General features: G+C 65.9%; 20 protein-coding genes and 1 riboswitch. Of the genes, 11 read left to right on the top strand and 9 right to left on the bottom strand.

Features of this window, described 5'->3' with window-relative positions:
- The first annotated feature begins 27 nt into the window (after positions 1-27).
- From cmk to cysM, 9 genes are all read left to right on the top strand, one after another.
- Positions 28-696, top strand: coding sequence for a (d)CMP kinase (gene cmk / locus QPK32_RS05425; RefSeq protein ID WP_290411745.1), 669 nt, complete (start codon positions 28-30; stop codon positions 694-696).
- Positions 697-798: 102 nt separating this feature from the next.
- Positions 799-2502 carry a 30S ribosomal protein S1 gene (gene rpsA / locus QPK32_RS05420; RefSeq protein ID WP_290411744.1) on the top strand — a complete coding sequence of 568 codons (1704 nt, stop codon included), beginning with the start codon at positions 799-801 and terminating at the stop codon, positions 2500-2502.
- A gap of 20 nt (positions 2503-2522) precedes the next feature.
- On the top strand, positions 2523-2828 hold the full coding sequence (locus tag QPK32_RS05415) for an integration host factor subunit beta (RefSeq protein ID WP_056450593.1): 306 nt from the start codon (positions 2523-2525) through the stop codon (positions 2826-2828).
- Positions 2829-3109: 281 nt separating this feature from the next.
- Positions 3110-3415, top strand: a complete 306-nt coding sequence (locus tag QPK32_RS05410) for a lipopolysaccharide assembly LapA domain-containing protein (protein ID WP_290411743.1) — start codon at positions 3110-3112, stop codon at positions 3413-3415.
- Positions 3416-3444: 29 nt separating this feature from the next.
- Positions 3445-4620: a lipopolysaccharide assembly protein LapB gene (lapB, locus tag QPK32_RS05405; protein ID WP_290411742.1), complete on the top strand. Its 1176-nt coding sequence runs from the start codon at positions 3445-3447 to the stop codon at positions 4618-4620.
- 7 nt (positions 4621-4627) lie between these two features.
- Positions 4628-5656: a D-glycero-beta-D-manno-heptose-7-phosphate kinase gene (gene rfaE1 / locus QPK32_RS05400; RefSeq protein ID WP_290411741.1), complete on the top strand. Its 1029-nt coding sequence runs from the start codon at positions 4628-4630 to the stop codon at positions 5654-5656.
- A 189-nt stretch (positions 5657-5845) separates the two neighbouring features.
- A complete protein-coding gene (locus tag QPK32_RS05395) occupies positions 5846-6214 on the top strand; it encodes a helix-hairpin-helix domain-containing protein (RefSeq protein WP_290411740.1) in 369 nt (122 codons plus the stop codon).
- Positions 6215-6379: 165 nt separating this feature from the next.
- Complete coding sequence (locus QPK32_RS05390) at positions 6380-7777, top strand: M28 family peptidase (protein WP_290411739.1); 1398 nt, start codon at positions 6380-6382, stop codon at positions 7775-7777.
- 134 nt (positions 7778-7911) lie between these two features.
- Positions 7912-8814, top strand: coding sequence for a cysteine synthase CysM (cysM, locus tag QPK32_RS05385; protein ID WP_290411738.1), 903 nt, complete (start codon positions 7912-7914; stop codon positions 8812-8814).
- A gap of 207 nt (positions 8815-9021) precedes the next feature.
- Here cysM and QPK32_RS05380 read toward each other — a convergent pair whose 3' ends face one another.
- The 5 genes from QPK32_RS05380 to QPK32_RS05360 all read right to left on the bottom strand — a co-directional run bounded on the left by QPK32_RS05380 (position 9022) and on the right by QPK32_RS05360 (position 14643).
- A complete protein-coding gene (locus QPK32_RS05380) occupies positions 9022-9366 on the bottom strand; it encodes a hypothetical protein (RefSeq protein ID WP_290411737.1) in 345 nt (114 codons plus the stop codon).
- 444 nt (positions 9367-9810) lie between these two features.
- Positions 9811-10995 (bottom strand): lytic murein transglycosylase B, encoded by a 1185-nt coding sequence (gene mltB / locus QPK32_RS05375; RefSeq protein ID WP_290411736.1) that lies wholly within the window; start codon positions 10993-10995, stop codon positions 9811-9813.
- Positions 10992-13007: a DUF3488 and transglutaminase-like domain-containing protein gene (locus QPK32_RS05370; protein ID WP_290411735.1), complete on the bottom strand. Its 2016-nt coding sequence runs from the start codon at positions 13005-13007 to the stop codon at positions 10992-10994. The genes mltB and QPK32_RS05370 overlap by 4 nt, the downstream gene beginning before the upstream one ends.
- Positions 13004-13720, bottom strand: coding sequence for a hypothetical protein (locus QPK32_RS05365; RefSeq protein ID WP_290411734.1), 717 nt, complete (start codon positions 13718-13720; stop codon positions 13004-13006). The genes QPK32_RS05370 and QPK32_RS05365 overlap by 4 nt, the downstream gene beginning before the upstream one ends.
- A gap of 2 nt (positions 13721-13722) precedes the next feature.
- Positions 13723-14643, bottom strand: coding sequence for a MoxR family ATPase (locus tag QPK32_RS05360; protein WP_290411733.1), 921 nt, complete (start codon positions 14641-14643; stop codon positions 13723-13725).
- A gap of 167 nt (positions 14644-14810) precedes the next feature.
- Between QPK32_RS05360 and QPK32_RS05355 the strand changes: the two genes are divergently transcribed.
- Positions 14811-15743, top strand: a complete 933-nt coding sequence (locus tag QPK32_RS05355; protein ID WP_290411732.1) for a histone deacetylase family protein — start codon at positions 14811-14813, stop codon at positions 15741-15743.
- A gap of 152 nt (positions 15744-15895) precedes the next feature.
- Complete coding sequence (gene ylqF / locus QPK32_RS05350; protein ID WP_290411731.1) at positions 15896-16843, top strand: ribosome biogenesis GTPase YlqF; 948 nt, start codon at positions 15896-15898, stop codon at positions 16841-16843.
- 87 nt (positions 16844-16930) lie between these two features.
- Here ylqF and QPK32_RS05345 read toward each other — a convergent pair whose 3' ends face one another.
- The 4 genes from QPK32_RS05345 to QPK32_RS05330 form a co-directional block, all read right to left on the bottom strand.
- Positions 16931-18034: an acyltransferase gene (locus QPK32_RS05345; protein WP_290411730.1), complete on the bottom strand. Its 1104-nt coding sequence runs from the start codon at positions 18032-18034 to the stop codon at positions 16931-16933.
- Between the two features lie 114 nt (positions 18035-18148).
- Positions 18149-18964, bottom strand: coding sequence for a class III extradiol ring-cleavage dioxygenase (locus QPK32_RS05340; RefSeq protein ID WP_290411729.1), 816 nt, complete (start codon positions 18962-18964; stop codon positions 18149-18151).
- 163 nt (positions 18965-19127) lie between these two features.
- On the bottom strand, positions 19128-20048 hold the full coding sequence (locus tag QPK32_RS05335) for a hypothetical protein (RefSeq protein WP_290411728.1): 921 nt from the start codon (positions 20046-20048) through the stop codon (positions 19128-19130).
- On the bottom strand, positions 20045-22297 hold the full coding sequence (locus QPK32_RS05330) for a M1 family metallopeptidase (protein ID WP_290411727.1): 2253 nt from the start codon (positions 22295-22297) through the stop codon (positions 20045-20047). The genes QPK32_RS05335 and QPK32_RS05330 overlap by 4 nt, the downstream gene beginning before the upstream one ends.
- Positions 22298-22422: 125 nt before the next feature.
- Positions 22423-22663, top strand: a riboswitch (cobalamin riboswitch).
- Positions 22664-22685 lie beyond the last annotated feature (22 nt).

Raw genomic sequence — 22685 nt, 5'->3', positions numbered from 1 at the left:
CCAAATCGGTCAATCAACCATAAACACATGCCGAATTCGAACATTCCCGTCATTACCATCGACGGCCCGACCGCCTCGGGCAAGGGCACGGTGGCCCACAAGGTCGCCGACCACCTGGGCTTCCACCTGCTGGATTCCGGCGCCCTGTACCGCCTGACGGCCCTGTCCGCCATCCGGCGCGGCACCGACCTTACCGACGAGCACGCCGTCTCGAAGGTGGCCGAACACCTGCAGGTGCGCTTCAACGGCACCCACATCTACCTGGGCACGGAAGACGTCGCCCACGCCATCCGCGCCGAGGAAGTCGGCAATACGGCCTCGAGGATCGCGGCGCTGCCCGCCGTGCGCCAGGCGCTGTACGGCCTGCAACTGAGCTTCCGCCAGACGCCGGGCCTGGTGGCCGACGGGCGCGACATGGGGACCGTGATCTTCCCCGGTGCCCAATTGAAAGTGTTCCTGACGGCAAGTGTTGAGGCACGTGCGCAACGCCGGTATAAGCAATTGATTGACAAAGGATTTTCTGCTAATATGGACGATCTGCTGGAAGATTTGCAGTCCCGCGATGCGCGCGATACCCAGCGCGCCGTGGCACCGCTGGTCCCGGCGGAAGGGGCGCACATCCTCGATACCTCGGCCATGACGGCCGACGCGGCGGTCGAACAGGTCCTGGCCTGGTACCGCGCGCTCGGGGGCTGACGCCCCGCAGATGGTGCCCCGGAACGGTTTCCGGGGCGTGTTTCAACCTGACCCAGTTCAGATCGCGTTTAGTCGGTCTGCTGGCTAACCTTTCAAAATCTCATGGCTACTGCAGCAAATCAAGATACCGGCATGGAAAGCTTTGCAGCACTCTTCGAAGAGTCGCTGTCGCGTCAAGACATGCGTTCGGGCGAAGTCATCTCCGCCGAAGTCGTACGTCTGGATCACAACTTCGTGATCGTGAACGCCGGCCTGAAATCGGAAGCCTTCATCCCCATCGAAGAATTCAAGAATGACCAGGGCGAACTGGAAGTCAACGTTGGTGACTTCGTTTCCGTGGCCATCGAATCGCTGGAAAACGGTTTCGGCGATACCATCCTGTCGCGCGACAAGGCCAAGCGTCTGGCATCGTGGCTGGCTCTGGAAAAAGCAATGGAATCGGGCGAAATCGTCACCGGTACCGTCAACGGCAAGGTCAAGGGCGGCCTGACCGTTCTGACCAACGGCATCCGCGCGTTCCTGCCGGGTTCGCTGGTCGACACCCGTCCGGTCAAGGACACCACCCCGTTCGAGGGCAAGACCCTGGAATTCAAGGTCATCAAGCTGGACCGCAAGCGTAACAACGTCGTGCTGTCGCGTCGCGCCGTCATCGAAGCATCGATGGGCGAAGAGCGTGCGAAGCTGATGGAAACGCTGAAGGAAGGCACCGTCGTCACTGGCGTCGTCAAGAACATCACCGACTACGGTGCGTTCGTCGACCTGGGCGGCATCGACGGCCTGCTGCACATCACCGACCTGGCATGGCGCCGTGTGCGTCACCCGTCGGAAGTGCTGACCGTCGGCCAGGAAATCACCGCCAAGGTCCTGAAGTACGACCAGGAAAAGAACCGCGTCTCGCTGGGCGTCAAGCAACTGGGCGACGATCCGTGGACCGGCCTGTCGCGTCGCTACCCGCAAGGCACCCGCCTGTTCGGCAAGGTCACCAACCTGACCGACTACGGTGCGTTCGTGGAAGTCGAGCAGGGCATCGAAGGCCTGGTGCACGTCTCGGAAATGGACTGGACCAACAAGAACGTGGCTCCGAACAAGGTTGTCCAGCTGGGCGACGAAGTCGAAGTCATGGTCCTGGAAATCGACGAAGAGCGTCGTCGTATCTCGCTGGGCATGAAGCAGTGCAAGGCGAATCCGTGGGACGACTTCGGCATGACCCACAAGAAGGGCGACAAGGTCAAGGGCCTGATCAAGTCGATCACCGACTTCGGCGTGTTCATCGGCCTGCCGGGCAACATCGACGGCCTGGTGCACCTGTCTGACCTGTCCTGGACCGAAGCTGGCGAAGAAGCCGTGCGCAAGTTCAAGAAGGGCGACGAGCTGGAAGCCGTCGTGCTGGCCATCGACGTCGAGCGCGAGCGTGTTTCGCTGGGCGTGAAGCAGCTGGAAGGCGACCCGTTCAACAACTTCGCTTCGCTGAACGACAAGGGCACCCTGGTCACCGGCACCGTGAAGTCGGTCGAGCCGAAAGGCGCCGTGATCGCGCTGAACGACGAAGTCGAAGGCTACCTGCGCGCTTCGGAAATCTCGCGCGACCGCGTGGAAGATGCCGGCACCCACCTGAAAGTGGGCGACAAGGTCGAAGCCCTGGTCATCAACATCGACCGCAAGGCACGCAGCATCCAGCTGTCGATCAAGGCCAAGGACAACGCCGACACCCAGGAAGCCATGCAGAAGCTGGCTTCGGACAACAGCGCTGCCACCGGCACCACCTCGCTGGGCGCACTGCTGAAGGCCAAGTTCGACAAGCAATAAGCTAACCCGAGTGTGAGCAGATGACCAAGTCCGAGCTGATCAACCGACTGGCTGAGCGTTATTCCCAGCTGGTGGCAAAAGATGCCGAGTTTGCCGTGAAAACGATACTCGACGCGATGACCGGCGCCCTGGCGAGCGGCCAGCGCATCGAGATCCGCGGTTTCGGCAGCTTTGCCCTGAACAGCCGGCCGCCCCGCATCGGACGCAATCCGAAGTCCGGCGACAAGGTGATGGTGCCCGAAAAACGGGTACCCCACTTCAAGCCGGGCAAGCAGTTGCGCGAACGGGTCGACGCGATGGTCGGGCAACCGATCATCGAAGACTGAAGTCGTCTGCCTCGTGCGGACCGAAACGGCGTCCCCTTGGGGATGCCGTTTTTTTTCGTGTTTGAAAAACAGCTACGTCGCCCCTGCGAAGGCAGGGGCCCAAGCTGACTTGTCGAAGTTGTTACATCAGGAAACTTCTGCCTTATGATGGGCCTGCGGCGAAACGCTTATAATCTTGCTCGGCGAAATTGGGCCCCTGCCTTCGCAGGGGCGACGGTCTTTTGAATAATCGTTTCGAATATGCGACACTGCGCCTTTAGTCTCCCTGACAGGATTTGCCGATGAAACTCGTTTCTACCATCGTTGGATGCATCCTGTTCGTCCTGTTCTTCGGCTTCGCCCTCAAGAACACCCACCAAGTGGACCTGAATTTCTTCCTCGGCTACGAGCTGCGCGGTCCGCTGGTGCTGATGCTGCTGGCCTTCTTCGTGGCCGGCGCCTTCCTCGGCATCCTGGCCGTGACGCCGACCGTGTTCCGCCACCGCCGCGAAAGCTCGCAGCACAAGGACACGATCCAGGCCCTGCAGAATGCCGCGGGCACCGCGGCCAGCGCACCGCCGCCGGACGGCGTGGCGCCACGCGGCTAATACGAACACACTAATAACAATACAAGCACATGGAATTTGAAATCTGGTGGCTGCTCGGCATCCCCGTCTTCTTCGCGCTCGGATGGGTCGCCGCCCGGGTCGACATCAAGCAACTCGTCTCCGAATCGCGCAGCCTGCCGCGCGGCTACTTCAAGGGCCTGAACTTCCTGCTCAACGAGCAGCCGGACAAGGCGATCGACGCCTTCATCGAGATCGTCACGCTGGATCCGGAAACGGCCGACATGCACTTTGCGCTGGGTAACCTGTTCCGCCGCCGCGGCGAGACCGAGCGCGCCATCCGCGTCCACCAGAACCTGCTGTCGCGTCCCGACCTGCCGATCGAGCAGCAAGTGCACGCCCAGTACGAGCTGGGCATGGACTACCTGAAGGCGGGCTTGCTGGACCGCGCCGAGGAAACCTTCAACCTGCTGGTCGACACCCAGTACGGCGTGCAGGCGCGCCGTGCGCTGCTGGAGATTTTCCAGCGCGAAAAGGAATGGCGCCGCGCCATCGCCGCCGCCGAAGGCCTGCAGGAATCCGGCGCCGGCGCCATGAACCGCGAGATCGCCCAGTTCTATTGCGAACTGGCCCAGGACGCGCTGGTCCAGCTGCATCCGGACGAGGCCAAGGCGCTGCTCGACAAGGCGCTGCAGGCCGACCGCAAGAGCGTGCGCGCGACCATGCTGTACGGCGACGCCCAGATCGCCCAGGACGACATCGAAGGGGCGCTCAAGACGTGGCGCCGCGTCGAGCAGCAGAGCGTGCCGCACGTGGCCTTGGTCGCCACCCGCCTGATGGACGGCTACCGCAAGGTCGGCCGGCCGCAGGAAGGCGTGAACCTGCTGCGCTCCTACCTGGAGGAAGCGTCGTCCATTGATCTGATCGAAGTCGTGTTCAAGGCCGTCATCGAACTCGATGGCGTGGAAGCGGCCAAACAGCTGGTGGTGGAAGAGCTGCGCCGCAATCCGACGCTGCTGGGCCTGGACAAGCTGCTGGAAGCGCGCATGATGGATGCGCCGGCCGACGTGTGGGAAGAGCTGTCGATGGTGAAGAACCTCGTGCACGGCTATACGCAGAAGCTGGCGCGCTACCAGTGCAGCCACTGCGGCTTCAAGGCGCGCCAGTACTACTGGCATTGCCCGGGCTGCAACAAGTGGGAAACCTACCCGCCGCGCCGCACGGAAGAACTGAATGTCATGAACTGAGCCGAAGATGAGCAATAACGCATCCAATCACGCATCCAACATCGTTCCCAGCCGCCTCCTGCCGGCCGACAGCTACCGCCAGACCGAAGCGCCGCACCTCGAGGGCGTGCGCATGCTCGTCGTCGGCGACGTCATGCTCGACCGCTACTGGTTCGGCGACGTCTCGCGCATCTCGCCGGAAGCACCGGTGCCCGTCGTGCGCATCGAGCGCCGCGAGGAGCGCCTGGGCGGCGCCGCCAACGTGGCGCGCAACGCCGCCGCGCTCGGCGCCCGCTGCGGCCTGCTGGGCGTCGTCGGCGACGACGAGGCGGGCGACTCGGTCGAGCAGATCCTGCGCGAGTCGAGCATCGACAGCTACCTCAAGCGCGACTCGGCGATTTCCACCATCATCAAGCTGCGCGTCATCGGCCGCCAGCAGCAGATGGTGCGCATCGACTTCGAGGATGCGCCGACCGAGACCGTGCTGCGCGACAAGCTGACCCAGTTCAAGGCGCTGCTGCCGGACTACGACGTGATCATCCTGTCCGACTACAACAAGGGCAGCCTCGTGAACGTGGCCGAGATGATCGCCGCCGCGCGCGCGGCCGGCAAGGTCGTCATGGTCGACCCGAAGGGCGACGACTTCACGCCCTACCGCGGCGCCACCATGCTGACCCCGAACAAGTCCGAACTGAAACGCATCGTCGGCAACTGGAAGAGCGAGGAACAGCTTACCGAGAAGGCACAGCAGATGCGCGAGGAACTGGGCCTGCAGGCGCTGCTGCTGACGCGCTCGGAAGAGGGCATGAGCCTGTATACGGCCGACGAGGTGCTGCACGTGCACGCCGACGCGCGCGAGGTGTTCGACGTCTCCGGCGCGGGCGACACCGTGATCGCCACCATGGCCGCCATGCTGGGCGCCGGCGCCCCGCTGGACGAGGCGCTGGCCACCGCCAACCGCGCCGGCGGCATCGTCGTCGGCAAGCTGGGCACGGCGACCGTCACCCGCGACGAGCTGTTCGCGCAGCGCCGCCGCAGCAACGACGGCAATTCCTGATCCATCACGTCATCCCCGCGCAGGCGGGGCCCCGATTTTGCACGCGCCGTCGCCGTCCTTGAAACTTGGATCCCCGCCTGCGCGGGGATGACCATTGTCGCGAGCCGCATCAAGGCCCCATTCTCCATTGGCGTTATCGTTGCTGGCGGCATTTTTTGCCGTCTTTTCAACGCCAATGGAGAAAACTACATGATCAAGAAACTGATGCTTGCCGTCGCCGCGTTCGCGGCATCGACGGGGTTCGCGTTCGCCCAGGTGGACGTCAACAAGGCCGACGCCGCCGCCCTGGACGGCATCAAGGGAATCGGCCCGAGCATGTCCAAGACGATCCTCGAGGAGCGCAGCAAGTCCGGTCCGTTCAAGGACTGGGGCGACTTCCAGAAACGCATCAAGGGCATGGGCGACAAGCGCGCCGCCAAGCTGTCCGAGGCCGGCCTGCAGGTCAACGGCGTGGGCAAGGAAGGCGCCGGCATGCAGGCCGACGCGGCGAAGACCAACGACAAGGCGGCCAAGCCGAAGACGGCGGCCAAGCCGGAAGCGGCCAAGTCCGCGACCTGAGCCGCGCCCGCGGCACCTGACGACGACCCCGCTCCGGCGGGGTTTTTTGTTGGTGATTCGTGTCCGTATTTGTGCCCGTAAATACTGCATGTCGTCCATCATGCATGAGAAGATGGCAAGCCTCCCCCGGAGCCTCATGACAACGACAACGAGCCCAAGGAAACCATGACGCAGCATCTTTCCCCCTCCCGCCTGGCCTTCATCCTGTCTTGCGCATTCGCGGCGCAGGTGGCGGTGGCGCAGACCGCTCAGCCCGAACCTGCACGATCCCAGCCGGATACCGCGCGCCGCCAGCCCGACGTCGACAAGATCGTGTCCGAGATCTCGCCGCAGCGCATCGAGGGATACATCCGCAAGCTGGTGAGCTTCCAGACCCGCCACACGATGTCCGACACGACCTCCGACAAGACCGGCATCGGCGCCGCGCGCCGCTGGATCAAGTCCGAGCTGGAACGCTGCGGCGCCGGCACCCGCATGACGGTCGCCTTCGACAGCCACGTGGCGCCCGTGTCGGCACGCATCTCGCGCCCGACCGAGATCGTCAACGTGGTGGCGACGCTGCCCGGCAAGCAGGCGGCCTCGAAGGACCGCATGTACGTGGTCAGCGGCCACTACGACACCCGCGTCAACGACGTGATGGACACGACGACGTTCCAGCCGGGCGCCAACGACGACGCCTCGGGCACGGCCGCCGTGATGGAAATGGCTTGCGTGATGGCGAAGCACGATTTCGACGCGACGCTGGTGTTCATGACCGTGGCGGCGGAAGAGCAGGGCCTGCTGGGCGCCGCCCACTTCGCCAGGACGGCGAAGGAAAAGAACATGAACATCGCCGGCATGTTCACCAACGACATCATCGGCAGCTCGCGCAGCGACGACGGCCGCGTCGACGACACCCAGGTGCGCCTGTTCGCCGAAGGCATTCCGTCGGCCAGGGAGCTGAGCGAAGCCAACCGCGCGCTGGTGCGCACGGGCGGCGAGAACGATTCGCTGTCGCGCCAGCTGGCGCGCCACGTGAAGGAGCAGGGCGAGCGCTACGTGCCGAACTTCAAGGTGTCCGTGATCCAGCGCGCCGACCGCTACCTGCGCGGCGGCGACCACATGCCCTTCCTGGAGCAGGGCTTCGCGGCGCTGCGCTTCACCGAGCCGAACGAGGACTTCGACCACCAGCACCAGGTCGTGCGCAAGGAAGGCGCCAAGCAGATCGGCGACCTGCCGGAATTCGTCGACTTCAAGTACACGGCCCAGGTGGCGCGCGTGAACGCGGCCGCGCTGGCGACGCTGGCGCTGGGTCCGGCGGCCCCGCAGCAGGTCAAGATGATGACGACCAGGCTGGAGAACGATTCGACCATGCGCTGGGCGCCGAACCCGGAACCGGATGTCGTCGGCTACCGCATCGTCTGGCGCGACACCACCGCGGCCCAGTGGCAGGGTTCGCAATGGGTCGGCAACGTGACGGAGGCGACGGTGAAACTGTCGAAGGACAATGTTTTCTTCGGCGTGCAGGCTGTCGACAAGGACGGCAACGTCAGCGTCGCGTCGTACCCGTCGCCCCAGCGGTAAGACGTCGCACGGTGGGAGCGGTCAGAGTCCGGTGTTGACGGTTGGACTCTGACCCCGGTGTTCAGCCATCGGCCCATACGCCCGATCCCGTCCCGGTTTAGAATGGCGCTTTACGCATACGCAAAGAGCAAGCAATGGCATACAAGACCATCGAAGACACGATCGGCAATACCCCGCTGGTGCAGCTGGTGCGCATCCCGGGAGCGGACGCCGCGGCCCGCAACAACATCATCCTCGGCAAGCTCGAAGGGAACAATCCGGCCGGCTCCGTGAAGGACCGCGCGGCCATGTCGATGCTGCGCGGCGCCGAGGCGCGCGGGCAGATCAAGCCGGGCGACACGCTGATCGAGGCGACCAGCGGCAACACCGGCATCGCGCTGGCGATGGCGGCCGCGATCCGCGGCTACAAGATGGTGCTGATCATGCCGGACAACCTGTCGATCGAGCGCCGCCAGAGCATGGCCGCCTACGGCGCCCAGATCATCCTGACGCCCAAGACGGGCGGCATGGAATACGCGCGCGACCTGGCCGAGCAGATGCAGAAGGATGGCCAGGGCATCATCCTCGACCAGTTCGCCAACCAGGACAATCCGCGCGCCCACTACGAGAGCACGGGCCCGGAGATCTGGCGCGACACCGAGGGGCGCATCACCCACTTCGTCAGCGCCATGGGGACCACCGGCACCATCATGGGCGTGTCGCACTACCTGAAGGAGCAGAACCCGGCGATCCAGATCGTCGGCGCCCAGCCGGAGGAAGGCTCGTCGATCCCGGGTATCCGCAAGTGGCCCGAAGCCTACCTGCCGAAGATCTTCGACAAGGCGCGCGTGGACCAGGTGGAAAGCGTGACCCAGGCCGCGGCCGAGCAGATGGCGCGCCGCCTGGCCGCCGAGGAGGGGATCTTCTGCGGCATTTCCGCCGCCGGCGCCTGCGAGATCGCGCTGCGCGTTTCGCAGACGGTGGAGAATGCGACGATCGTGTTCATCGTCTGCGACCGCGGCGACCGTTACCTGTCGACGGGCGTGTTCCCGGCCTGATGCAATGGAGGAGGAAGTCCCGGCGCGAGGTTCGGGCGCTGGGATGCTCGTCGCGGGGCAGTGGCCCCCGAGCTTGAAGCCGGTCATGCGCGACATGGATCGCGATGGCGGCGAAGTGGACGTTACCGAGGAACGTCACGACATTGACGCGATGTTACTGCTGGACGGTGCGGCGGCGCGATGCCGCCGTCCGGTCCGGTGCCACGATTACTGCTCGGCGCCGGCGCCGCCGTTGTCCTTGTCCTTCGGCTTGAACTGCTTGTCGCTGATGCGGAACTTGGCACGGCGGTCGCCCATCAGGTAACGCAGGTCGCGGATCGACAGGTCCGACACTTCGTGCATGCGGATCAGCAGCGATGCGCCGACCGGCAGGCGGTGGTGGCGGATCTTGGAGATCACCGGCGGCGCCACTTCCAGCGCGCGCGACAGGGCTGCGTCGTTCTTCAGGCGCAGGTTCTCGATCAGGGTGTCGAGCAGGCGGTTCGGGTTGTATTGCAGCAGTTCGTCGTTTTCCGAATCGCTGTTCATGTCAATACCCACTTGATTGGTCATGATTCACTATTCCTAAGTTGGTTGTCGGAGCTCAAGCGACTTTCGAATCAGGAAAGATTTCGAAAATTTCTACTAAATTATACAAGTGTTTTCTAATTTAGTACCTAAGAGCAATAAGATACTGCGCGATCGTTTGTGGTCGTTGTCTGACTGCAACAATAGCTACAGTGCAATTCTCTCACAAAGTCACTGAAAAAATAATTGTTTTTTATTTAAACTTAATTCTAAAGCAATTAGAAATGCAGCGCCGCACATTAAGGAATTGGGTGTAGGAATGACAATTTGCAAGGGGGTATTGGGGTGTTTACTCTATTTCCTAGAAGAACTGACTAAACAGAAATAGGTATACACCCGGGGGGTATAACGTTGTCACCACTGCATCAAAGCGCGGATTTCTGTGGCAAACGAGTTACAAACTGATACAAAGTTTCTGGCGAAACAAGGTCAAGTGCCGCGTGCCTGCTTCACCGCATGGCCCAGTTCAACCACTGACATGGCATAGAAGTAACTCCGATTGTATTGGGTGATAGCAAAGAAGTTACTGTTTGCTACCCAATACTCGGTCGGGTCCGCACCGTTCTGCAGGTCCACGAGGCCATACAGGCGTTCTTCCGGCAGGGGCGTACGGGCGGCGACGCCCGCGCCGGCCAGCTCGGCCGGACGGTAGCGTGCCGACAGGCCGCCCAGCAGCGGCTGCCACGCCATGCTCGGCGCGACGTCGGCGGCGAACACGGCCGGTCCCTTGTTGTCCGGCTCCCAGCCGTGCTCGACCAGGAAGCGGGCCACGCTGCCGATCGCGTCCTGGGCGGAATTGCGCAGGTCGACGATGCCGTCGCCGTCGAAGTCCACCCCATATTTCAGGATATTGCCTGGCATGAATTGCGGCATGCCGACGGCGCCGGCGAAGGAGCCGAGCAGCGAGAACGGGTCGATGCCTTCCTTGCGCGCCAGCAGCAGGGTGTTTTCCAGCTCGCCGCGGAAGAAGGCCATGCGGTCCGCGCGGTTCGGCGCTTCCGGATAGGCGAAGGCGAGGGTGGTCAGCACGTCGACGACGCGGAAGCGTCCCGTGTCGCGGCCATAGATGGTTTCCACGCCGATGATGCCGACGATGATCTCGGCGGGCACGCCATAGGTCGCCTCGGCGCGCGCCAGCGTGTCGGCGTTCTCGTTCCAGAAGCGCACGCCGGCATTGATGCGGATCGGCTCGATGAAGCGGCTGCTGTAGGCCTGCCAGTTCTTCGGCTTGCCCGGCGGCGCCGGCTTCACCAGCTGGACGGCGGAATCGATGAAGCGGGCCTGCCTGACGATGTCCTGCAGGGCGCCGCGCTCGAAGCCGTTGCGCTCCACCATCTCGTCCTCGAAGTCGCGCACGGCCTGCCATTCGCTGAAATTGACCTGTTCGCCGTCGTAGTCGATGCGCGGCCTTGCCGCCGCCGCGGCGGCGAGCGCCGCGGCCTTGGCCGCACGGGTCTTGGCCGCCTTCGTGCTCTTGGCAGGCTTGGCGCCGGCCTTGGCGTTCTTGGAGGAGGCGGTGGCGGCGGTCGTGTGCGGCGAGGAAGCGGCAAGCGCATCGGCTGCCGGCCCGGCACCGATGGCCAGGGCGAGCAACAGCGGGAAGGAGGATTTCATCGAACTCGTGACAGCAACTCTTTCAGGATCGGAACAAGTGCGGTGCCCGGCGCCACCGTGCTCCCCGCGGCGTAGCGGTAAGCGCTGTAGCGTTGCAGGAATTCGCCGGCGGCCTGCCGCACCCCGGGCGCCAGCGGCGCGGCCGCGATGCGCGCGCCATAGGCGGTCGGTCCTTCGTCCGGCGCGCGGGGCAGGCCGAGCTGGCCCAGGCGCCTGCACAGGGCCGAGTATAGCCCATCGACCGGGTCGGACCGCCTCCTGGCCGAGAATTTTCCGACTAGTAACAACACAAGAGAAAGAATGACGATGGCGGCAAGGGCTTGCCATCGGAACAAGTCATTCCGCAGCCGCGACACCAGGTCCTGCTGGCGCCGCGGCGTGTAGTTCAGCACCCACTGGTTCCAGCCATTGTTGGCGGCGGCGATCGCGTAGCGCATGCGGCCCAGCAGCGAATCCGGGTCGGGCTGCAGGAAGCGGCCCAGGCCCGTCAGGCCGAACGGCGCCGGCGGCGGCAGCGCGCGCGCCAGGCTGCGCTGGACGCGTTCCGGCGCCACCATCGCCGTCGGGTCGACGCGCACCCAGCCGCGTCCCGCCAGCCAGACCTCGGCCCAGGCATGGGCATCGGACTGGCGCACCGTGAGCCAGCCGTCGAGCGGATTCATGTCGCCGCCCTGGTAGCCCGTCACCACGCGCGCCGGCACGCCGGCCGCGCGCATCAGGAACACGAAGGCGCCCGCGTAGTGCTCGCAGAACCCGGCGCGGCTGCCGTAGAGGAAATCGTCGATGGAATGGGGGCCGGGCAGCAGCGGCGGCTGCAGCGTGTAGACATAGCCGCCTGTCGAGAACGTTTCCAGCACGGCGCGCACGCGGCCGGCCGGGTCGAGCCGTTCGCGCAGGCGCCGGCCCTCGGCCAGCGCGCGCGGATTGCGCCCCCAGGGCAGCAGCAGCCAGCGCGCGCTGCCGGGCAGGCTGTCGCCGCCCTGCAGCTGGTAGCGCACGTAGGAAGCCAGGTCGTAGCGCACGCGCTCGGTGATGGGAGCGGCCGCCTGGATCTCCAGTTCGCCGCTGACGCCGACCGGGCGGTCCGCCAGCTGCGGCAGCGCGCGCGGCACTTCCAGCGCGAACAGCCAGCGCGCGTTCGACGGCTCCTGCGTGACCTGGTAGCGCAGCGGCGCGCCGGCCACCGAGATCGCCAGCGGCTGGGCGCGTTCGCGGGCCGGCAGCGGATGGACGCGCGTCCAGGTCCTGCCGTCGTAGCTGCCCAGCACGGGGCCGCGCCAGTAGAGCTGGGGCTGGGGCGGCGGCGGGCCGTCGAACTTGACGCGGAACGCCACGTCCTCGGATTGCGCGAGGTCGGCCATCTGGCCCGGCGCCATCGTGTCGGACAGGCCCGTCTTGCCGCTGCGCGCGTCGTCCGGCAAGCCCCACAGTGGTCCCTCCACGCGCGGGAACAGCACGAAGGCCCCCGCCGCCAGCGGTAACGCGAACGCCAGTATGCGCGCGCTCCTCGCCAGGCGCAGGGACAGCGGCGGCACCTTGCCCGTGAGCTGGAACGACATCTGCGTGGCCAGCAGGAACACGATCGAGACCAGCATCAGGATGGCCGTGCCGAAGCTCTGCGAATAGAAGAAATTGGTCAGCACGAGGAAAAAGCACAGGAACACGACCACGAACAGGTCGCGCCGCGCATGCATTTCCAGCATCTTGAAGGCGACCAGCAGCACCAGCATGGCCACGCCGGCATCGCGTCCCAGCACCGTGCTGTAGCTTTGCTGCACACCGGCCATCGCCACGGCGGCGAGCGGCACCAGCACCAGGTTGCGCGGCAGGCGCCGGCCCAGCACCGTCAGCGCGGCGCGCCAGGCGAGAATCGCGCCGCACAGCAGGCTGACCCACAGCGGCAGGTGCAGCGCGTGCGGGGCCAGCACCAGCAGGCTGCTGGCGATCAGCAGGAGGGTATCGCGCTTGTCGCGCGACAGCGTGGCGAACTGTGAGCCGAAGGCGGCCTTCATGGCGCCTCGGCCCTGCCGTACAGGGCGAGCGCGCGCAGGCAGGCGGCCTGGTGCGCGGCGCCGAGGGCGGGCTCGACCTCGGCACGGCCGACGCGCAGCGCGTAGGGCAGGGCGCGGCCTTCCGCCTCCAGCACCCAGCGCGCCACGCGCGACAGGCGCAGCTCCAGGTCCAGGCGGGCCGGCAAGGCATCGAAGTCGAGCAGCAGTTCGGCCAGCCAGCCGCGGGTCGTTGTGGGGGCTCCCAGCACGACGGCCGCGCTGCCCCCCGCATCGACGTCGACCGCATGGCGCGGCGTGGCCGCGTGTTCGAAGTCGATCCAGACGGCGTAGCGGTCCAGGCGCGACCCGTTCAGCACGTGCAGCTCGAACGGCGCTTCCTCGCCGGCGAACACGTCGGGGGCGCGGCCGGGGCGCAGCGTGAGGCCGGCCAGGTTGCGCCAGGTGGCCAGCATGTCGGCCACGGCGCAGCCCGCGGCGACGAAGGTCAGGCCGAAGCCCAGCCCGAGGTTGTAGTTGACGGAGCCGATCAGCAGGACCAGCAGCAGCACGCCGAAGCCCAGCCCCGCGCGGGTGGGCAGGATGTACACGCGGCGCTGGCCCAGCAGCACGTCGCCGCGGTCGCGCGCCGTGGCCCTGGCGCGCCAGGCGCTGCGGCGGCGCCCGAGGTGGCGTCCGAGCCAGCCGGTTCCGGTGTCGGCAGCGGCGTCGGCCATCGCTAGACGGGGACCGATTTCTGCAGCTGCAGCACGAGGTCGCGGCTGGCGATCGCCGTGCCGTGCACGGATTTCAGCGGCCGCAGGCGGTGCGCGCAGACGGGCACCAGCAGGGCCTGGATGTCTTCCGGGATCACGTGGTCGCGGCCTTCCAGCGCGGCCCAGGCCCTTGCCGCCTGCAGCAGCGCCAGCGTGGCGCGCGGCGACAGGCCTTCCGCGAACAGCTTGCCCGAGCGCGAGGCCTGCGCCAGCGCCTGCAGGTAGTCGACGAGGGCGCCGGACGCGTGGATCGCGCGCAGCGCCTGCCGGGCCTCCATCAATTGGCCCGGCTGCATGACGGGCTGCAGCGTCTTGAGCATCGCACGCCGGTCTTCTCCCATCAATAGCGCGCGTTCGGCGGCGGCGTCCGGGTAGCCCAGCGACAGGCACATCAGGAAGCGGTCGAGCTGCGACTCGGGCAGGGGGAAAGTGCCGACCTGGTGCGCCGGGTTCTGGGTGGCGATCACGAAGAACGGCTCCGGCAGCGGCCGGGTGACGCCGTCGGCCGTGACCTGGCGCTCCTCCATCGCTTCCAGCAGGCCCGACTGGGTCTTGGGCGTGGCCCGGTTGATCTCGTCGGCCAGCAGCACCTGGGTAAAGATGGGGCCGGGGTGGAAGGAAAAGCCGTTCTTTTCGCGCTCGTAGACGGAGATGCCGGCCACGTCGGCGGGCAGCAGGTCGCTGGTGAATTGCACGCGGTTGAACTTCAGGCCCAGCGTGAGGGCCAGCGCATGCGCCAGCGTGGTCTTGCCGACCCCGGGGACGTCGTCGATGAGGAGGTGGCCGCCGGCCAGCAGGCAGGTCAGCGCCAGGCGCACCTGCTGGTCCTTGCCGACCACGACCTGGCTCACCTGGCGCGCTGCGGCATGCAATTGCTTGAACATGGAAAGCTTCCTGTCTGGTTCGGCGCCCCCATGTGCGCAGAGCGGGTGCACATGGTAGATTAGCGCCATCGGTAATCTTTATTCGAATACCATGCGTCTGCGCGATTCTAAGCGAGAACGGCATGGCTGGGGACACCAAGGATGAGCGCAGGACGGAACGAAAAAGCATGAGCACAGCGATCTACAGCCACCCTGACTGTTCGCTGCACGAGATGGGCGACTGGCATCCCGAATCGCCCGCGCGCCTGCGCGCCATCGAGGACCAGCTGATCTCGGCCCGCCTGGACGGCCTCGTCGAGCACATCAGCGCTCCGCTGGCCGACGAAGCGGACATCCTGCGCATCCACAGCCAGGGCGCCATCGACCTGGTGCGCGACAACCTGCCTGCCGCCGCCGGCGAACACTATCCGCTCGACGGCGACACGCTGCTGTGCAAGGACAGCTACCGGGCCGCCCTGCGCGCCGCCGGTGCCGCCGTGGCCGCCACCGACGCCGTCATCGCGGGCAGCATCGACAACGCCTTCTGTTCCGTGCGTCCGCCCGGCCACCATGCCCGCCCGAACGAGCCGATGGGCTTCTGCCTGTTCAACAACGTCGCCATCGCGGCGCGCCATGCGCTCGACGTGCACGGTCTGGAACGGGTCGCCATCATCGACTTCGACGTCCACCACGGCAACGGCACGGCGGAATCCTTCCGCGACGACCCGCGCGTGCTGATGGCCAGCTTCTTCCGCCACCCGTTCTATCCGTACTGCGAGCCGGAACCCGTCACCGCCACCAGCGTCAACATCCCCGTGCCGGCCTACAGCGGCGGCGACGTGGTGAGGAAGCTGGTCGACGAGCAGTGGATGCCGGCGCTGCACGCCTTCCGCCCGCAGATGGTGTTCATCTCGGCCGGCTTCGACGCCCACAAGGAAGACGACATGGGAGGCATGGCCCTGGTCGAGGCGGACTACGTGTGGATGACGCACAAGGCGATCGAGATCGCGAAGCAGTACGCGCAAGGCCGCATCGTCAGCGTGCTGGAGGGCGGCTACGCCTTGTCGGCGCTGGGCCGCAGCGTCGTGGCCCACGTGAAGGCGCTGGCGGAACTCGACTAGCCGCTGCGCGCGGCCATGCATGAAGGGACGGCCGGGGCGTCCGCGCCGCGATCCGCACGGGGCGAGCGGCCGGTCCCGCAAGCGAAGCGGTCGTCATTACCGCCGCGCCAGCGTAAAATACGCGGTTTGACGCAAAAAACACGAGATCAAGCATGTCGATTCAATGGTTCCCGGGCCACATGGCCGCCGCCCGCAAGCAGGCCGCGGAGCAGATGGAAAACACCGATGTGGTCATCGAGGTACTGGATGCGCGCCTGCCGCAGGCGAGCAGCAACCCGATGGTCGAGGAACTGCGCAAGTTCCGCAACAAGCCCTGCCTGAAGGTATTGAACAAGACCGACCTGGCCGACCCCGCCGCCACCGCCGCCTGGGCCGCCTGGTACGACGCCCAGGAAGGCGTCACCGCATACCCGATGACGACCAAGAAGCCGGCCGACGTGGCGAAGATTCCCGAGCTGTGCAAGGCGTTGGCGCCGCACCGCGGCGTGCCGACCAAGCCGCTGCGCATCATGATCATGGGCATTCCCAACGTCGGCAAGTCGACGCTGATGAATGCCCTGCTCAAGAAGCGCGTGGCCAAGGTCGGCGACGAGCCGGCTGTCACCAAGGCCCAGCAGAAGCTGTACCTGGACAAGAACACGGTGCTGGTCGACACTCCGGGCATGCTGTGGCCGAAGATCGCGATGGAAAGCGACGGCCTGATGCTGGCCGCCAGCCACGCCGTCGGCACCAATGCCGTGATCGAGGAAGAAGTGGCCGAATTCCTGGGCGGCTTCCTCCTGGAGCGCTACCCGCAGCTGCTGACGGCCCGCTACGGCTTCAAGACCGAGGGCCTGGACGGCTTCGGCGTGATCGAAGGCGTGGCCCAGAAGCGCGCCTTCCGCGTGCGCGGCGGCGACTACGATTATGAAAAGGCCGCGCACACGCTGCTGGTCGACTACCGCAGCGGCGCGCTGGGCCGCATCAGCCTGGAAACCCCGACGAGCCGCGCCGAGGCGCTGGAACGCCACCGCATCGAGATGGAAGAAAAGGCGCGCATCGCCGCGGAGAAGGCGGCGCGCAAGGCGGAAGAGGCGGCGCGCGGCAAGCGCGGGACCTGATATCCGGAGCACGTCGCGCTTCGATCTCGCGGCACGAACTAAAAGCCGGCGCAATGCCGGCGACGCACACGGTGACCAATGTTCCGCTCAGTCTTCGATAAGACGGATTAGCCCAGCGCCGGCCGACCCTTGCACGACGACCGAGCTAGTCGACGAGGTGAGATTTTTGCTGGAACAGCGATTGCGCCATGCGGTATTGAGTTTCTTGCGTACTGGATTCTCGAAAGCATAGAACGACATTGCACCGATACTGATGGCCAGCGCGGACATGAGGAACGCATTGCTGCCATATTCGATCGTCAAAGCGTGTAACGGTTGCTGCCAAAGGTAGAGAGAGAAAGAGCAAGTGCCGAACCACCGTAGTACAGCGTTTGACAGGATGGCCGTGACGACTCCAGGAACCCGGTCCATGAAATTGATGGCGCACGCCAGAAGAATCGGCGCGAGCGTGATATGGAGCCCTTTGTACTGGTAGCTCACAAAGCACCAATACGCGATGGCGATGCTCGCCAGAGGCAACCAGAACGGTATCATCGAGTAGATACGCAGGGGCGCATGGTAACGGATGTACCTCACCGTTGCGCCGCACAGCAAGCCGAGCGAGGCGACCTCGGTTCGTACCGAGAAATGGCTTGCACCGCTTGGCGGATACGAAAAATACCAGTTACCGATCGCCCAAGCGCCGATAGTAGCGGTCGCAAGCATAACGCCTGCTAACCAAGGGGTCTGTGCACGCCGGGTCAGCAGCGCAATCAACGCCAGGAAAACATAGCTGTGCTCTTCGACATTCAATGACCACAGATGCGCAATCGCCCAGTGCTCATTCGATATGGCCATGCCATACGGCAGATACGTACGCAAAAAACTAACGGTACTCGAGATTTCTGCGAACGAAGGAAGAAACGGATCAGGCTGTAGTGTGGCGGAGTAAACGAGCAGCCCAGCAATGAACAGCAGAAATGTCGGGTACACCCTTACACAGCGGCTTACGAAAAAATCCGACAGTGCTGTTTTCTTGATGAACAAAATATTGCACATCAAGTAGCCGGAAAGGACAAAAAAGAGGTGGACACCGAAAACGCCCACCCACCAGTATTTGCCGTGGCCATAGAAATGACCAAAATACACGGCCAAGATGGCCAAGCCGCGCCAGCCATCGAGGTAGGGAACGTGCTTATCGGAGCTGATCATGACAATGTTGCCGAAGTGAAAACCAGCAACATTATTTTATAAGTTATTTTAATGCAACAACTTTTAATCTTTTGTCTATCTGGCGCGACAGTCCCGTATCGATAGCTGCCGAATTCATTCTGCAAGCCTGCCAAACCTGAAACTCGACACCGTCAACCCGCCGAAGAAATGCTCTTCGTGGTACACGCACGCCGTCTCCTCGCGCTCGGCGGCGCCCAGCACCACCCACAGCGGCACCAGGTGATCCTCGCGCGGATGCGCATGGCGCGCGTAGGGCGCGTCGCTCCAGTGCAGCAGCGCCTGCTCGCGGTCCTCGGGCGACAATTCCAGCAGCACGTGCTGCAGCCAGGTGTCGAAGGCGCTGGAGGCGAGGGCGCCACCCTGGCCGAACAGGCGCAGGTTGTGGAAGGACAGGCCGCTGCCCAGGATCAGCACGCCCTCGTCGCGCAGCGGCGCCAGCGCGCGGCCGGCGGCCAGGTGGGTGGCGGGGTCGTAGTCGCGGCGGATCGACAATTGCACGACGGGCACGTCGGCATCCGGATAGATCGGCGCCAGCATCGAGAAGGTGCCGTGGTCGAAGCCGCGCTGGGCGTCGAGCGTCGTCGGCTGGCCGGCGTCGTTCAGCAGTTGCGCCACGCGCGCCGCCAGCTGGGGGTCGCCCGGCGCCGGGTAGCGGATCTCGTAGGTATGGGGCGGAAAGCCGCCGTAGTCGTAGATCATGCCCGGCGCCGCGCCGGACGAGACCATGAATCCGCCCTCCGTTTCCCAGTGCGCCGTCACGACCAGGATCGCCTTCGGGCGCTGGCCGACCTGGCGGCGGATGTCGACGAGGGAGGCTGCCAGCTTGTCGTAGGTGGGGCCGTACTGCTCCTTCATCCACGGCCACGGGCCGCCGCCGTGCGAGACGAAATAGGTGGGCAGGTGGGACATGGAGGCTCCTCGTGGACGTCGAAAGCTTCCATGGTAGCCGATCCGTGGTGCGTGCGTTGGATGGCGCCCCATCGTCGCCCCTGCGCAGGCAGGGGCCCAATCTGGCGCGCGGCACGGGAAATTGGGCCCCCGCCTGCGCGGGGGCGACGGGTCGTCGAGCTTCCTAGCGCGCCAGTTCCATCAGCGCCGCCAGGCGCGCGCCGCGCATGAACCCCAGCACGACCACGCCCAGCTGCGTCAGCAGGAAGGCCGCCACGGTGCCGCCCGCGCCCAGGGCCGGCACGTGCATGCGCGCCAGCAGCAGTACCGCGGCGATGGCCAGGCCGATGGCCGTGACGACGACATAGCTGCCCAGCACGGACAGCGGGCGGCGCAGCAGCAGTTTCAATCCGCCCCACCAGGCCAGGAAGGCGGAACGGCGCTGCGGCGCGTTGCCGAGGATGGCGCGGCCGGCATCGATGCTGGCATGGACGATGACCAGCAGGATCACGGTGGCGAACATGGCCAGGTGCGAGGCGTGGCTGGCGTCCGCTTCCAGGATCGCCGTCTCGGCCGTCTTGCCGGCGGCATTGAACGCCATGCCGGCGACGGCGCCCGCGATCCCCAGCGGCACGACTGCCCATGCCAGCATGCGCAGCAGGCGGCCGTAGTGGGCGGCGCCGGCGGACAGCAAGGGCACGAAGCGCAGGCGTTGCGGAGCGCGCACGGCGGCGATCGTCATGCCCGTCAGCAGGGGGGACAGCAGCAGTGTCAGCGCCAGCGCGACGAGGCCGCCGGCGCCCAGCGCGGCGCCGTGGCGTTCGCGGCCGACCACCAGCAGGTCCGAGATGGCCAGCATGTCGAGCTTCTCGGCCAGGCGCGCGGCGTGGACCGAGTGGTCGAGGTTGGCGGACAGCAGCTGCCACAGGGGCAGGGCGGCCACGATGGCCGGCAGCAGCAGCAGGATCGCCCACCACAGCAGCAGGCGCCATTGCAGGGCGGCGCCCGTGCTGCGCAGGGCGGAGACGAAGCCGGCGCGGCGCGGCAGCGCGGCATGCTGGGAGGCCAGCGAAGGGGCGTCCAGGGTCGATTGGGTATTCATCATACGTTCGCGATCAGGGAAAGAAGGTACTGGACGATGCTGGCGGCATCCATGCTCCAGCGGCGGCTGGCGCTGCCGTCGGCCTCGATGGTGCGGCTGTCGTCCAGCTTGCTCGTGTCGAGGTAGTGGACGCGCTGCGGGTCGAGCTCGGCGGATACGGCCTTGGCCGGCTTGGTCCAGCTGAACTTGTGCCACTTTTCGTTGGCGTCCCAGCGCACCGTCTCGCTGCTGCCGTCGGCGAATTTCACGACCAACGTCTGCGGCACGGCGGCGCCGTAGCGGCGCACCAGCACCTCGGTGCGGTAGGGGTAGGGACCCGTGCCTTCCTTGGCGTTCGGGTGCGCCTTCTTCCATTGCGCGCGGGTGTCTTCGATGCGCTTGTCGAGGTCGGCCTGCTTGTCCTCGGCCCAGTTGGCGCCGGCCTGGCGCGTGCCGGGAGCCGGCAGCACTTCGCGGCTGGCGAGCTCGCCGATGCGGTCGTCGATGCGCGCGCTCGCATACACCTGCTGGTCGAACACGGCTTCGATGGCGGCGCGCTGGCCCGTCACCTCGGCCAGCGTCTCACGCAGGTCGGCCGCGCTGGGGTGGCGGAACTTCCAGCGCCGGTAGTATTCCTTGAAGGCGCGCTCGGTGGTCTCCTTGCCGATCCTCGCTTCCAGGTCGCGCATCAGGATGGCGGTACGCGTGTAGACGGGACCGATGTCCTGCAGGCGGTCGTAGGCGTTCTGGCCGACGGGGTCGGCCGGATCGTTGCGCGGCGCGGCCAGGCGCTCGACGTCGAACACGGGGAAGCTCGGCGCGAAGCCCAGCTTGCGCAGCCGCGGCGTGGTGGCGAAGACCGGCTGGCCGCGGTCGCGCAGCATGCGGTCGTCCCAGAATTCGTTCAGGCCTTCGTCCAGCATGGGCTCCTCGAATTCGTTCGAGGCCAGGATGCCGTAGAAGTAGCCGTGGCCGAATTCGTGGATGGTGACGAAGTCCAGGCCGTACTGGTTGATGGTGCCCGGATCGACGTTGGCATAGCCCTCGGCCGTGAAGAAGGTCGGGTATTCCATGCCGCCCGCTTCCTCGGCGTTGTGCGGCGGGATCACGACGGTCAGCGTCTTGTACGGGTAGGGGCCCAGCGTGTTCGAGAAATAGGTCAGCGAATCCTTGGACGCCTTCAGCGCCGGCTTCGCGCTGGCTTCGTATTCGGGCGGGTAGAGCACGGTGATGGTCACGGTCGGGCTGCCGGGGCCGGTCCAGGTGTCGACCAGCGGCTTCGCCGTGCGCTTGTCGGCCGTCCAGGCGAAGTCGTGGACGTCGCCCTGCACGTAGCGATGGGTCAGCATGCCGTTCTTTTCCACCGGCGCGCCCTGCCGTTCGCCGGTGGCGCCGACCGTATAGGCCTTGGGCGCCGTGATGCGCACGTCGTAGCTGCCGAAGTCGGCGTAGAACTCGGAATTCAAGTGGAACTCATGCACGTTCCAGCGCGGCGCGGTGGCGCCCCGTTCGCCCGGCAGTTCCAGCACGCCGATCTTCGGGAACCACTGGCCCACCAGGTGGAAGCTGCCGAAGTAGCCGGTGCGCGCCATCACGCGCGGCAGCTTGGTGAGGAAGTCGATGTCCAGCGTGGTGGACGCGCCCGGCGCCACGGCCGCGGGCAGGTCGAAGCGCACGACGGTGTGGTCGGTGGCGGGGCCGTTGTCCGGGTGGACGAAGGTCCAGGGCACCTTGGCGCCGGACTGGGCCACCGATCGCAGCGCGATGTGGCCCCATTCGCCTTCCTTGATGTCGACGCCGGAGCGGAACGCGGCGTCGCGCTGCAGCTTCTCGGTGAAGAAGGTGCTGCCGCTGCCTTCGAAGGCGTTCATGTACAGGTGCAGGTAAACGCTTTTCACTGCCACCTGGCTCCGGTTGCGCCAGGTGAGCTTCTGGCGGCCCGTGACCGTGTGCTTGTCCGGGTCGAGGGTGGCGTCGATGTCGTAGTGGACGACGCGGTCCGACAGCGTCGCCTCCGTGCCGGTGCGCATGCCGCCCCAGGCGTCGGGGCTGCTCGGCACGCGCACGGCGGCGGCGTCCGGGGCGGCCAGGGCGATGCCGTCGGCCGACGGGGCCGGCGCCGCCGGGACGGTGGCGGGCGCGGCCGATGGCGCCGCGGGAGCGCCCAGGTGGTTGGCGGCAATGGTGACGCCAACGGCGCCCGCCGCCAGCACCACGCCGGCGGCGCCGGCACGCAGCCAGCCTCCCGGCGCCGGGTTGAAACGCAAACGCATGCAATAACCCCTTCGTGTCGAATTGTTGTGACGACTATAGATGAGTTGCCGGGCGAACAGGTGGTTTTTGCGACGGAATGCACGCAGACCTGGTTGGAATGCATGGGAGGAAGGTGGACGGGCAGGTATAATTCGCCGGTTCTGGTGCCCGCCGCGCGTCCCGCGCGAAGGTTAAACGGGAAACATGGAGCGCGTCCGCCGCCGGCGACGCGCCAACATGTGCTGCCCCCGCAACGGTAAGCAAGCATCGCCGCATGGCCGCCATGCGGCGACAAGCCACCCCGACAGCCACCGTGCCGCGCGCATGGGAAGGCGGGGCGGTCCGCCTTGCCAGCCCGGATACCGGCCAGACGAGGGGGAAGCCGGCCATGCGCCGCCGCTTCCATAT

Origin of the sequence: Massilia sp. YIM B02763 (assembly GCF_030412015.1) — a bacterium.
Classification (GTDB): Bacteria; Pseudomonadota; Gammaproteobacteria; order Burkholderiales; family Burkholderiaceae_D; genus Telluria.
The sequence above is the reverse complement of the archived record's forward strand: the minus strand, read 5'-3'. Positions and strand labels throughout refer to the sequence as shown.